The following is a 13,111-nucleotide window of genomic DNA, read 5'->3' as shown; positions in this document are numbered from 1 at the left end:
TATTTTTAGGAACATGAAAAAAAACAAAATATGAATGTGACTTTTTTAATGTTTATCAAGTTTGTGTTATGGAGCCACTAAAAATAAGTAGTGAGTTGACATAAATAAAACAATAAACAAATTAGGAGAAACATCATGAAACCAATAATTACAGCACTCTCTGCGGCTGTTGGTTTGCTCTTATCTTCCGCAACTGGCGCTGAAGAGATCACAATGTTTGACTATGAAGAAGCAACATCCGCTTATCAAGATGCTTATTTAAATGCCCAATTTGACTTGCAAAGTGGTAATCAAGATCAAACCAGCTTCAGTACCGATATTAGTGCGAATTATGATCAAGTCTTTTCATCACCAGATAGAAATACCCGTGTAAACTTTATCGGTGATACCTCGATGAGTCGTGGCAGCAGTGATGGTGATAGTACCAAAAAGAATTATCAAGCCTTAGCCTCATTAACTAATGATATGTATTTTAACCCGACTCAGAATAATGCTTTTTGGTACAGTAAAGCTGAGATCGGCGCACAAACAGATATGGTTGATCCATTCACTAAATTAACCGTTGGTGTTGGTTATGGACGAGTAGTGAACGCAACGCCAATGGCAAAAACAATTCGTGTTATTGAAGAATTACAAGAACGCGGGTTATTAAAAGGTTCAGTTTCTCGCGCCACTTATCAAAATGTCGCTCAAATTATAGCAAAAGAGCCTGAGTATCGTAGCCGATATGGTTCTGCTGATTATGCTGAATATTGGGTTGAAGCAATTGGTAAGGCATTAGGTACGACATTAGGTCCTCGTGGTGCAATTAAATCTTATGATGTATTAGTTAATGAGCGTATATCAACCCGTAAATACGGTTGGTTAGTACGTGCTGGTATTGGCGCGGTATTAACCAATTATGATGGCTCTGATACAAAGCCCGCATTAGAGGTAGGAGCTGAATACCATTATCCAATTAATAATCAACTTCAATTTTCTAATGAAGCAATATTAACCGCGATACTTGATGATGGTGACAATGGCTTTAATGCGTCAAATTCAATGTCATTAACCTATGAGCTACGTGACAATATTGATTGGGAAAATACATGGTTATTAAATTATTCTGAGAGCGACGGCTCAGAAGATTTAATGACTAATAGCCTAAAATCAACATTCCGCTACTATGTTTCTAATGTTATCAGTTTAACATTAACCGCTGGTTTATCGAAAACAGACGATAATATCGACTATGTTCCTGGTGTAACAGATCGTAATGATGATGTGGATAAAACTCTTCAAATGGGTCTGACTTATCGCTTGAAATAAGCACGTATATTTATATAAACACTGATTTCTTTTTTATAAGACAAGTCAGTGTTTTTTTTCGCTTATATTCAATAGAGCGTAAAAATAACTATTTTTATTGTTAAATGGAATGCGATTTAGAATGGAATCTATTATGAACGTATACGATAATGATCATGGTAAAGAGTGTCATCTTATCTCTGTATTTCAATGTGATCAGCATGATAAAAATGAAGTATTTCATCTGATTATACAACCATACTTAAGCTTATTATATAAAAGATGTTTTTATAAAACCAAAGATAGAATTGCCGCTGAAGATCTCGTTCAAGATGTTTTAATTAGAGTATATAAAGCATTACCTGTATATCGTCATGATGCTTTATTTAAAACTTGGCTATATACTATTACCGATAATGTTTGTTATACCTACCTTAAACATAAATGTAATAATAATATGGTAGCAGTAAAGACGTTAGATAATTTAATAGTGGTTAATGATGGTGATTTGAATTTAGAAATAGATTTTAATAAAATAATTCCAAGGTTATCAGGAAATGAACAAGAAATAATACAATTACGTTTTTATAAAGACTTTTCATTAAGTGAAATTAGCCATATCTTACAGATTACTATTAGTGCGTGTAAAATGCGGTTATATCGAGCGCTACAAAGTTTAAGCTTGTTGATAATATAATATGTAACTTAAATGGATTAGAACCATTTTATTAAAATGGTCATTCTATGGGGTGCATGTAATAATTACGATAAAAATAGTCGATAATCAAAATACCTTAGTTGATGTTTGTTATAAAAGGTATTTTCTATCGCACCTCGCACCTCGCACCTCGCACCTCGCACCTCGCACCTCGCACCTCGCACTTTCGTAACTCGTTTCTAACCAACGTAAATAATGTAAATTGAATGCCAATAAGAACGATTATCAATTAAATTATCATTATTCCAGTTCTTTATCATGATGTTTGTAATGGTGTTAAAAAATAAGGCAGTGCAATTATGGGCACGCCGTTTACATATTTATATTTCAATGGCACTGCTGCTGGTGGTGTTATTTTTTGCCATTACTGGAATCACTTTAAATCGGCCTCATCTTTTTGTTAGCCAATCACCAGATGTTATCGAGCAGCAACTGGTTATTCCAACAGAGTTATTAAGCTCCGATAAAGGGCCATTTACACCTGATCGTGCCGCTTTAATTGCCTATCTTGCTAAGCATGGTGATGTAACTGGTACGCCTTCTGCGATTGATATATTTACCGATGTTGATGGCGATGAATTATTAGAAGGTGAAATTTCACTCGATTATAAAGGCCCTGGTTATAACGCCACGGTATTTATTGATATGACAACCGCACAAGCCACTATTGAAAGTACCAATTATGGTGTGATTGCTGTACTGAATGACCTTCATAAAGGGCGTAATAGTGGTGAAGTTTGGCGCTGGTTTATTGATATTACAGCTTTATTGATGGTGATGTTCGTATTAACAGGCGTGTGCTTATTAATACCTAAAAAGAAAACCTTCAATACTTCTTTGAAGTGGATGGGGCTCGGTTCTTTGATTAGTTTATTGATTTATATCTTTGCTGTGCCATAGCAGTATTTGATTGTCGCTTTTATCTAAGGTTAGTTATCACCATGTTTAACGTCATAAAAAAACCATTATTAGCCGCGTTATTGTTAACACCATTGGCGAGTGCGATTGCCAAACCTGTGCCTGAAAATGCTCAGCTTGAGGTGAATTTCACACTACCAGCGATTGAAACCACCATGTATGCACGTCCATATGTTGCTGTATGGGTTGAAGATGCCAACCGTAAACCTGTACGCACTGTGCAGTTGTGGGTTGGTAAAGATGAGTGGTTAAAAGATTTACGTAGCTGGTGGCGCAAAGTCGGTCGTTACGATCGTGAGTTAGTTGATGCGGTTACATCGGCAACACGTCCTGCGGGCGAATATAAGTTCGTTTGGGATGGCTTAAATGATAAAGGGCAGCCTGTTGAACAGGGCAATTATACCTTTTATGTAGAAGTTGTACGTGAACACGGTGGCCGAAACTACTTGCGTCAAAAAATCGAGCTAGGCGAAAACGCGTTTAGCCATGTTATTGCACCAACGGAAGAAACCGGTGCTATTCAGCTTAATTACAAACTTTGAGTGATAGTAACATTATGAAAAATAATAAAATGAAAGCGTTTTCTCTGGCATGTGCTGTTATTGCAGGCTTGGCTGTTTCCACATCGGCAAATGCGCATCCGCGATGGGTGTTACCGTCACATTTTACGGTATCAAAGGAAGGTGGCGATTGGTTATCTTTTGATGTTACAGCGTCACACGGTACCTTTGTTTATGATAAGCCAGCGAGTACGGAAACTGCAGAAGTTGTGATGCCTGATGGTCGTACAGAGCGTCCTAACTTTACTATTCGTGGTAAGCGTCGTGCGATTTTCGACTTCTATTTTGAAGAGCAAGGCACACATAAAATTCAAGTAAATCAGACTCCGGTTTATTTCACTCAATATAAAGCTGGTCGTCGCGATACGGTTAAATGGATTGCGGCCAATAAAGTTGAACGTGATAGCGTGTTACCTAAAAAATCTCGCGATGTTATTACGCAAGTAGGCTACACCCGTGCGGAAACCTATGTCACTGTTGGTAAGCCAAGTACCAAGGCTATGGAACTTACTGGTAAATATCTAGAATTGCTGCCGATCACTCATCCAGCTGACATTATTGAAGGTGAGCCTGTCACTTTTCAATTCTACTTTAATGGTAAGCCGCAAGCGGGTGTTGTTGCTGAAGTAACCCGTGAAGGGACGTTATACCGTAATCACCAAGAGCAAATTGATGTTGTGAGTGATAAAGATGGCATGGTGAGCTTTACACCGGCAACAGCTGGTCGCTATATCATGAAAGCAAATTATCGTGGTGAAATTGCCAATAACCCAATGGTTGATACTGCGAACGTCAATGTGCATATCACCTTTGAAGCATCACTACAGTAAGACTATCTAGCGCGCTGCTTTCTGATAGAAGGCAGCGGTTTTATTCCTTTATATGTCACTTATTACAGTTATCAATAATATGGGCAGGTTCGAGATTGTTATGACAAAACAGACATCAGTTATTCAGTTATCGTTATTAACATTAGGCTTATTTTCAACTGCAGCTCAAGCGCATTTCCCATTGATGAGCTGTTGGTTTGAAAGTGACAAAGTAGCTTGTGAAACGGGCTATAGCGATGGCAGCAAAGCAGTTGATTACAACGTTAATATGTATGATTACGACGATAATCTTATTGCCAAAGTAAACACCGATAAACGCTCAATTGCTGAGTTTACTAAACCAGATACTGATTTTTATTTAGTGTTTGATTCTGGCCATGAAAGTCCTGTTGAAGTCGATGTTGTTGAGATTAGCGAAAAATGATCCGTCAATCTGTAGCGTCAGACAATGGTGGCAAAGAAGGTAAATGGGTTGGCGGTATTATCGTCGCTATTTTGTTAGTAGCTGCAGGGTTATTGCCTTTTCATCAAGATAAAACCCAATCACAGCCGTTAGATTCTTACCAAATAGCAGTCACTGAGTTAAGCCCTGACGAATTAGCAATGGTGGCCGAGTTACGTCTTGCTCACGAAGAAATTCGTAATATCAATCAAGATAATCGTGAATTTGATAATCAAAATCGCTGGCCCAATATGGCGGAGTTATCTGAATTATGGCTCGCACCTTTCATCGAAGATAAGAGCTGGGAGCGAAAAGGCCGTCATCAATGGCAGCATCTTAATGGGGCTATTTATCAAGGCATTCGTCGTGAAAAACAAGGTGCATCATCCGTTATTCTCAACAGTAATAGCCCTGAACCTGATATTTGGTTAGCACTTTCTCAAGACACGACACCGTTAGTTATCAATAAGGATGCTGTATTTGAAACTCAGCAACTTATCGATAATGGTTGGACACAAATTGTATTTCATAACGACAGTAATGAGCAGTCTCAAACGCATTGAGGTGTTGGCATATAGCTGACGGTTATTCTTTTCTCTAACGTTGAAGTAAACATATTATGAAAATAGTCATTCAAACGGCACTAACCGCTGCAGCATTATTGGTCAGTTTTAGCTGTGCAGCTGCTGATAAACTAACTATTGGTATTACACTGCAACCTTACTATAGCTATGTAAAAGCGGTAGTGGGCGACAAGGCTGATATTTTACCGTTAGTTGATGCAGGTTTTAATCCTCATAACTATCAACCACAACCCAATGATCTACGCCGTCTAAAACAAATGGACGTTATTGTTGTTAATGGCATTGGTCATGATGATTTTGCTCTTAAAGTGATTGATGCTGCTAACCGTGATGATTTAGTGGTGCTTGAAGCGAATAATGATGTGCCGTTACTTCCTGCTATGGGGCAGTCTGTTGGTAACGGAGCTGTTAATCCACATACCTTTGTTGGTTTATCAACCACAATTCAAAAGGTATATACCATTGCTAATAAATTAGCTGAACTCGATCCTGACAATGCACGTGAATACCGTAAAAATGCTCGTGATTATGCGAAAAAATTTCGATTAATGAAGCGTAAATCAATGTTAGCGCTGGGTGACTTAAATACCGCGGGAATGAAAGTCGCCACAACGCATAATGCTTACGGCTACATATTACAAGAATTTGGTGTTGATGTTGCTGCTGTGATTGAACCTGCTCATGGTGTTGAACCAAGTGCGAGCCAGTTGCAGGGCACGATTGAGAAAATCAAGCAATCAGGTATTGATGTGCTGTTTTATGAATTAAATATGCCTAATCGTTATGTTGATACCATTGAAAAAGCGACAGGGGTGAAGTTATATCGCTTCTCACACATGACGCATGGCCAATATGACGCTAAAAAAGTAGAAATTGAAATGCAGCAAAATTTAGACACACTAGTTGAAGCAATGCAATTTGCTGCCAAGAAGGATCAAGCATGAGTGTTGGTCCACAAATTGAGATTGCTAATCTTGAGTTGCAATACGGTGAAAACCACATTTTATCTAATATAAATCATAGCTTTGAAGCAGGTAAGTGCCATGTGGTTATGGGACCAAATGGCGGCGGCAAAACATCGCTATTACGTTCTATTCTTGGTTTAACACCATTTAAGGGCGAGATTGATATTTTATGGAACGATGAGGTTAATAACGGCAAACCGGGTTCTGTAGGTTATGTACCTCAAAAAGCAATGTTTGAACAAAGCCTGCCGTTAACCGTGATGGACTTTATTTTACTTAACTTAACGCGTTCACCATTATTTTGGCGTAAACGACAGCAAGATAAAGCCTTTGCATTAACTCAACTTGAGCGTGTTGGTATGGCTAATCGAGCCGATCGTCGTATGGGACAATTATCAGGTGGTGAACAGCAACGCGTATTGTTTGCTCAAGCATTATTAGATAACCCTGATTTACTGGTGCTTGATGAACCAACGACTGGTATGGATGAACAAGGTGTACGTTATTTAGAGTCATTGATTCATGAGTTTGTTGCCCAAGGTAAAACAGTATTAGCAGTGCATCATGATGTTACAGCTGTACGTCGATTGGATGCACAAGTCCATGTTGTTAATCGTATTCTTGTCGATTCAGGTCATCACTCAGAGGTGTTGATACCTGAAAAAATTGAACGTTTATTTAATCACTATAGCCATGCGCCGATTGCGGCGAAGCAACATGAGGTCGCGTAATGGAATTATTACGTCATTGGGCACAATTAGGTGTTGATGCTGGTTTTTTAAGTGATAGCTTTTCATATGCCTTCATGGTGAATGCCATTGTTGCGGCGCTGTTATTAGGCCCATTATTAGGCGGACTAGGAACATTAGTTATTGCTAAGCGTTTGGCTTTTTTCTCTGAGGCTGTAGGACATGCAGCCTTAACCGGAATCGCGTTGGGGGTACTCTTAGGTGAGCCGCCTGAAAATCCGTTTATTGGATTATTTAGCTTTTGCATGATTTTTGCGTTGCTACTGCATTTTGTTCGTAATCGAACCAATGTGCCTTACGATACGCTCGTTGGTGTATTTCTTGCCTTGGCATTAGCGGTAGGCGCGGCATTATTAATGTATGTTGCACGTAAAATTAATATTCACATGCTAGAAAACGTGCTGTTTGGCTCGATTTTAACAGTAACCGATCAAGATCTATGGGTATTAGCAATAAGCTGCAGTTTAATTATTGTGCTATTGATACCGACCTTTAACCGCATTTTATTAACTTGTATTAGCCCTGATATTGCGCGTGTTCGTGGCTATAAAACTAACTTTTATGATTACTTGTTTGTGATGATGATTACGCTGGTAACTATAGCCTCGGTTAAGATTGTCGGTGCTGTGTTGGTTGGTGCTTTATTGCTTATTCCTGGGGCCACAGCTCGCCTATTAACTAAAAATATGGGCAGTTTTGTATTGCTATCAGCGTTATTGGCTACCATCAGCTGTGTTGTTGGTACGGTATTACCAATGGAGCTTAAACTTCCCGTTCCTTCGGGAGCTGCGATTATTATTGTTTCTGCTATTTTCTTTTTAATTGCCACCTGTTACCGCATTGTTCGTAAAGGGTAGTCGCTGTATTTTTTAAGGAATCCCCATGAGTTATGTTCAGCAACAATCGATAAGTTTTCTGAGAAAATCACTGTGCACAGCTGTAATGATAGCGGCAGGATGGAGTTATATTAGTAACGCCCAAGCGCAAGATATTTTAACCGCAACCCCGGTTACTTATATGTTGGCAACAGAGCTAACTAATAATACAGGGCTAACGACGGAATATTTACCACCTAAGCGTTATGGCGTGTCACGATTACCGAATTGGTTTGCATCAAAAGGTGACAAGGTAACAAAAGAGGCGAGCAAGAAAGCGCAAGCTGTGATTACATTAGGAGCTATTTGGCCGCAAGATCCACTGTATGTTAATGCTCGGCAAGGTAATATTAAGATAGTCGAGATTGATGCATCACAAGCAATTTCACCACGAGCACAAGGTGTTGCTGCATTGCGTTTAGAAGATGGTTCAACCTCAATCTATTCATGGTTAAATCCAACTAATCTTAGTCGTATGGCGGCAATTGTCAGCGATGATTTACAACGCTTGTGGCCTGAAAAAGCCCAACAAATAGAAAAAAATCAGCAACAATTAATGAATGATGTACGTCAGTTAATTAATAAACAACAACAAGTATTAATAGAAGCGGGTGTTGATTCGGTTGTTTTACTTTCTAATGAGCTTGAAGATTTTGCTTCTGGTAATCAATTATTTGTTGTCGATCGTTTAACAACACCGGAATTAGAATGGACCGCAGCAGATAAGAATAAACTCACTAGCTTATTGGCTGACGATGATAGTTTATGGCTGTTAACCACTAAAAAACTGACATTATCTCAACAAGCATTATTACCTAAAGATGTGAATGTGATGGTCATTGATAGTGTTGATCGTTGGGGACGCATTGGTATAAACCATGCTGAGCCTCTTAAGCGTTGGCAGATTTCGTTATAATCTAAAAACATAGAAGCCCAGATCTTTATTTTATGAGATAAAGCTGGGTTTCATGTTTTACAAATAGTTTTGGTTTAAAACGAAAAGAATAAAGATAAAATGCCTAATAGAATAAGTAACCCGCCGGAGATTAAATCATTATATTTTCCGACTATTTTTCCTATTACACTGTCACCAATATGATTACCCGCATACGTTAACATCATACCGGTAATAAAGGTTAAAGCGACAACTAGATAAATATTAAGGTGAGTAATACTGCCTAATATACCAACACCAATATTATTAATTGATAATAATAAACCTAGCATTACAGCACCTTTGAAATTAAGGGCTGTTTTTGTTTTTTCTTGCTTCTGTTGTTGCTTTTTTAGCATGTCAGCACAGATAAACCATGTACCCATTAAAATAAAAATAACAGAGCCTAGTTCATTTGATACTTTATGAGGTACTAGTTGAGTTACTAACTGGCCACCAAGCATCGAGATCAAAGTAACGACTGACGTAATAAAAGCAATAATGGCATTAGAAACCAGTGGGATCCTTTCATTTTTTACGCCATAAGTTAGGCCAATAACGAAATTATCGAGATTCGATGAAAGGGAGAAAATCAAAGCGAGTAAGAAAGACACGATAGTTCATCTCATAAAAATGCTTTTATAAACTGAAATGATGATTAAGGCGATATATTTGTATGAATAGTAATTTTTCAGATATGAGAGTATTTTATTGAGTTTAAAAATAAGTAGTCAAATAAATTGACTACTTATTATGTTATTTAATGTTTATGAATTATTACCCGTGTAGGCATGTGGAGATGAATATTTCCATAATGGATTCCAATATTCATTTAATAGTTCATCGACAAAGTCACCTTCCATGAGGTTGTTAAACTCAGAGAGGTTGCCAGGATATAGATTATCAGAGCCAATGATGCAAACTTCATCATCGACGATCATGATTTTTGCATGGTTACCGGGAGCACAATCAACACGATCGTAGAAGTATCCACTTGCGTTAATAGTTGCATAGAATGGGTGACCAATAATGCCATGGTGTGGCGGTTCTTCTGATAATGGCGGCTGTTTTAACGTGGCGGTACGGCCTTCTGGCGGTAATTTCGGCCATTTATATGTTTTACCTTCAATAAAGTCACCTTCAGGTACTTTATCTGTAAATGTGAATGGTGCAACAAAAAGTCGATTTAGTGCATTCGCTCGTTTGCCATCAGTATCATCTAGTAACTTATCTGTCGCGACATCATGCGTCATATAGTATTTAAGTAGACCAAAAGTTCTAATTGCTCCTGAACCAAAAGAATATTGGTCACCAGCAGCACCTGCGCCAGCATCAAGTGCAGAAACAACAACTTGTACTTGTAAGTCTTCGTTTTTTAGTAATGCTTCAATGATCCATTGAGCAACAGAGTGATCTTTCCAGTTCTTTTTCCATGCACTGATAATATCTTGTTGTGACATGCGTACAACGCTTTTCGCATTTAAGATCAGATTTTTCTTCATTATTTCAGATCCGATCTTAAAGTCAGTGCTACGGTTTAAGCCAGTCCAGTACTTACCCACGGTAAGAATACGGCTTGCACTTTTGTATTTATCAAGGCTTTCATAACTATTGTATACAATGCGATCTTCAAAAACAGGCGCTTTAAGATCAGAAACAGAGCGTAAATCGAAGTCATTTATAGCAAAAACAGGTGGCAGAAGATCCAATTCAGGTTGTTTAGGATCAACGCCGGGTTGAATGCCTGTTTGATGAACATCTAATAACTGTTCTTGCTTATCTTTCATATAATCAAGAACATAGCTAAGTTCTAACGGGTCATTTGGAAAATCAGGCTCTGAGTCTTTTAGTACCCATGCCATTGATTCAATATCAAATGTCTCTTTAGTGAGTAGATCTGTAGTTCCCGTCCACATATTATTTAAGTAAAGCTGCGCACCGTATGTTGCATCACCATGAACAACGGCAGATACATCATGAACCGGCGGGTAACTTCTAAATAAATCCATGTTAAGATTATGGCCGCCAGCTAGGGATTCAACACCGTCTACTGCAATAATTTTAGAGTGGTTCCATGTCATTTTTGTGCCGTAGCTTGATACAAGTTCAGCCGGTAAAAATTTGGTTTGTAGTGATTGTTGTGATCCTGCTGCTCGTTCATAAAAACGACCAACAATGAATTCTGGCATCACTTCCCAATGTGCTGAACGCTCTTCAACTAATCGCTTTAAAGCATCTTGAAAATCAATAAGATTGCCTGGCTTATAAAATGGGTATAACGGTGTTTGTCCAAATAGAAAGCGAAATTGTGTCGGCTCTGTACGACCCATTTTAGTTGATAGAGCGGTATCGATAGCACCTAAGATGGGTTTTCCCCAGTCAGGATCTGGACTATTTAGCGATGAAAGATCACAGCGGTAGCGAGCTTTTTGAATAACCTCAACGACTGCTCGTTCAAATTCAGCTTGACGTTCGTATGCTCGAGGCATAATTTCAGGGCCAAAAGGCATACCCCAGACATTAGGTGTATCAAGGAGTCGAACATAGTTATTTTCACTATCGTGGTAGAAGAGATCGTTTTTAACTAGTTCATTTTTTACATCATCAATTTTGCTCATATTCTTTCTCGTTTATTCGCTTTTTTTATAAATGGCTATATGGGTTGAATGGTTATCTGAAGGCTTATAAAAACTTCCAGTTAACCCAACCTTTACCTGTGCGTTCAGAGGTAACGGGATAAGTGAGCTTGTATGGAGGATTACCAACAACATCTTCCATATAGTAAGTATTAAGCGGGTTATAACCACTGATTGATGATAAGCGACGGACATAAGGGCGATTAGGTAAATTACTATTACGTAAAGGACCACCTCCCATCTGATCAAATTCACGGTGGAACATATGTATGTGCTTTCTTAAAGTGAGAACATCTTCTTCAACGGCACAAGGGGTTGTGAAGTTCGTTCCCCATTGTGTTAGGTAACCACGAGTCATCTTGTAAATTAACTCAGGAACCGGTGCAACATTATCACTGTCTTTACTTGGATCGTATGCACCATCTGCTGTTGTATTTCCAGCAACGGTGCTGTGTCGACCACGACAGGTGTATAGCTCGTAACCTTGAGGTTGAGGTGTTTTGTCATCGTGTTCTAGTGGATTCTTTTGTTGAGCTTTATCTGCTAATACACTCCAACTGCTTTCTCGTTTTGCCCAGTTGAGCCATGATTGGTTGTGTAGTTTGATGTCATTATTTTCCCCACGCATACGGCCATTAGGACGTGGAACAACCGCTTGATATGCATGATCTGCAGTGTTTATGTTGTCACACATATCCCACGCATAAACACCAACATAGTTAACAACATTCGGTGGTAGCTGAGTTAATAAGCCATACCACGCACCAGGACCGGGAACTGGCTCAATAGCAAAAATATTAACAGGGGTGTTACGTGTTTTTTCATCGCCATAAGCATACAGGAACCATGCTGCAATAATGGCTTCACAAGCCCCACGACTATGACCAATAAAATTAAATGTTTCTGCTTTACTTGCAGCAGCAATATTTGCACCGTGTAAAGCAAGCGCTGGCATTGAATCACCTTTTGCCGCTTCAATTAGCGAATATTGGTCACCACTAATGTAGCTTTGAATATAAGAAAGTAGTGAGCTAGGGGCATTCAATGGACCTTTAACGAGTAAAGGTTCACTTGTACTTGATGTAGCCCAATCATTTTGACCACAACCGCGAACACTTTTACCAAAGCCATCGATCTCTTTCATAATTCTTACAGGAATATAGCCTGTTGACGGTAGATATATATTTTTATTACTTCCATCACGAGATACTTTGCCTTCATCGCGAGTACAACTTGTTCCACAAAAAGAAACAGTGATAGCGTTGGAATCTTCTGACATAGCAAAACGAGGCAATGCTGATACGGGAGAGCTTAAAAATAAGCCAGCTGTTCCCAATAAACCTGATTTAATAAACGTTCTTCTTTTTAAAGGCATATAATTTCTTTAGGTAAATAGTTATAAAAGTTGAGCAAATATTTTCTATTTTTAATGTTGAATATTTTTATATTGATGTGGGTTTTATTTCTTTATATATAATAAATAACGAGTAAAAGTTTTTAATAAATAAATCCGATGCTGTTAAGCAAAATGGCAGCAGATAATAATAGGAGCTAAGTGAAAACGCATAATCAGTTATACCTATTGATGTCATAGGTATTCCCTATCAGTA

The 13,111-nt window shown here is 38.4% G+C and carries 14 protein-coding genes; 11 read left to right on the top strand and 3 right to left on the bottom strand.

Features of this window, described 5'->3' with window-relative positions:
* The first annotated feature begins 135 nt into the window (after positions 1 to 135).
* The 11 genes from PAND9192_RS07560 (at position 136) to PAND9192_RS07510 (ending at position 8,847) form a co-directional block, all read left to right on the top strand.
* Positions 136 to 1,311, top strand: a complete 1,176-nt coding sequence (locus PAND9192_RS07560; protein ID WP_087853248.1) for a DUF481 domain-containing protein — start codon at positions 136 to 138, stop codon at positions 1,309 to 1,311.
* Between the two features lie 133 nt (positions 1,312 to 1,444).
* Positions 1,445 to 1,987, top strand: coding sequence for an RNA polymerase sigma factor (locus PAND9192_RS07555; protein WP_087853247.1), 543 nt, complete (start codon positions 1,445 to 1,447; stop codon positions 1,985 to 1,987).
* Between the two features lie 291 nt (positions 1,988 to 2,278).
* Positions 2,279 to 2,908 carry a PepSY-associated TM helix domain-containing protein gene (locus PAND9192_RS07550; protein ID WP_087853246.1) on the top strand — a complete coding sequence of 210 codons (630 nt, stop codon included), beginning with the start codon at positions 2,279 to 2,281 and terminating at the stop codon, positions 2,906 to 2,908.
* A 41-nt stretch (positions 2,909 to 2,949) separates the two neighbouring features.
* Positions 2,950 to 3,468 (top strand): DUF2271 domain-containing protein, encoded by a 519-nt coding sequence (locus tag PAND9192_RS07545; protein WP_065167441.1) that lies wholly within the window; start codon positions 2,950 to 2,952, stop codon positions 3,466 to 3,468.
* A gap of 11 nt (positions 3,469 to 3,479) precedes the next feature.
* Positions 3,480 to 4,316 carry a DUF4198 domain-containing protein gene (locus PAND9192_RS07540; RefSeq protein WP_200817805.1) on the top strand — a complete coding sequence of 279 codons (837 nt, stop codon included), beginning with the start codon at positions 3,480 to 3,482 and terminating at the stop codon, positions 4,314 to 4,316.
* A 100-nt stretch (positions 4,317 to 4,416) separates the two neighbouring features.
* Entirely contained in the window at positions 4,417 to 4,740 is a 324-nt protein-coding gene (locus PAND9192_RS07535) for a hypothetical protein (RefSeq protein WP_060998917.1), read from the top strand.
* Positions 4,737 to 5,321, top strand: coding sequence for a DUF6162 family protein (locus tag PAND9192_RS07530; protein WP_087853244.1), 585 nt, complete (start codon positions 4,737 to 4,739; stop codon positions 5,319 to 5,321). The genes PAND9192_RS07535 and PAND9192_RS07530 overlap by 4 nt, the downstream gene beginning before the upstream one ends.
* A 56-nt stretch (positions 5,322 to 5,377) precedes the next feature.
* On the top strand, positions 5,378 to 6,286 hold the full coding sequence (locus PAND9192_RS07525; protein ID WP_087853243.1) for a metal ABC transporter solute-binding protein, Zn/Mn family: 909 nt from the start codon (positions 5,378 to 5,380) through the stop codon (positions 6,284 to 6,286).
* Positions 6,283 to 7,038: a metal ABC transporter ATP-binding protein gene (locus PAND9192_RS07520; RefSeq protein ID WP_087853242.1), complete on the top strand. Its 756-nt coding sequence runs from the start codon at positions 6,283 to 6,285 to the stop codon at positions 7,036 to 7,038. Before PAND9192_RS07525 ends, PAND9192_RS07520 begins: the two co-directional genes overlap by 4 nt.
* Entirely contained in the window at positions 7,038 to 7,913 is an 876-nt protein-coding gene (locus PAND9192_RS07515) for a metal ABC transporter permease (RefSeq protein WP_060998844.1), read from the top strand. Before PAND9192_RS07520 ends, PAND9192_RS07515 begins: the two co-directional genes overlap by 1 nt.
* Positions 7,914 to 7,938: 25 nt before the next feature.
* Positions 7,939 to 8,847: a metal ABC transporter substrate-binding protein gene (locus PAND9192_RS07510; RefSeq protein WP_200817790.1), complete on the top strand. Its 909-nt coding sequence runs from the start codon at positions 7,939 to 7,941 to the stop codon at positions 8,845 to 8,847.
* 74 nt (positions 8,848 to 8,921) lie between these two features.
* Here PAND9192_RS07510 and PAND9192_RS07505 read toward each other — a convergent pair whose 3' ends face one another.
* From PAND9192_RS07505 to PAND9192_RS07495, 3 genes are all read right to left on the bottom strand, one after another.
* Positions 8,922 to 9,479, bottom strand: coding sequence for a manganese efflux pump MntP (locus tag PAND9192_RS07505; RefSeq protein WP_087853241.1), 558 nt, complete (start codon positions 9,477 to 9,479; stop codon positions 8,922 to 8,924).
* A gap of 153 nt (positions 9,480 to 9,632) precedes the next feature.
* On the bottom strand, positions 9,633 to 11,483 hold the full coding sequence (locus PAND9192_RS07500) for a phospholipase D-like domain-containing protein (protein ID WP_087853240.1): 1,851 nt from the start codon (positions 11,481 to 11,483) through the stop codon (positions 9,633 to 9,635).
* A 64-nt stretch (positions 11,484 to 11,547) separates the two neighbouring features.
* On the bottom strand, positions 11,548 to 12,876 hold the full coding sequence (locus PAND9192_RS07495; protein WP_087853239.1) for a Tat pathway signal protein: 1,329 nt from the start codon (positions 12,874 to 12,876) through the stop codon (positions 11,548 to 11,550).
* Positions 12,877 to 13,111: the final 235 nt, after the last annotated feature.

The sequence above is a fragment of the Photobacterium andalusiense genome (genome assembly GCF_900185625.1).
GTDB classification, from domain to species: domain Bacteria; phylum Pseudomonadota; class Gammaproteobacteria; order Enterobacterales; family Vibrionaceae; genus Photobacterium; species Photobacterium aquimaris.
This window is presented reverse-complemented; position numbering and strand designations above follow the sequence as displayed.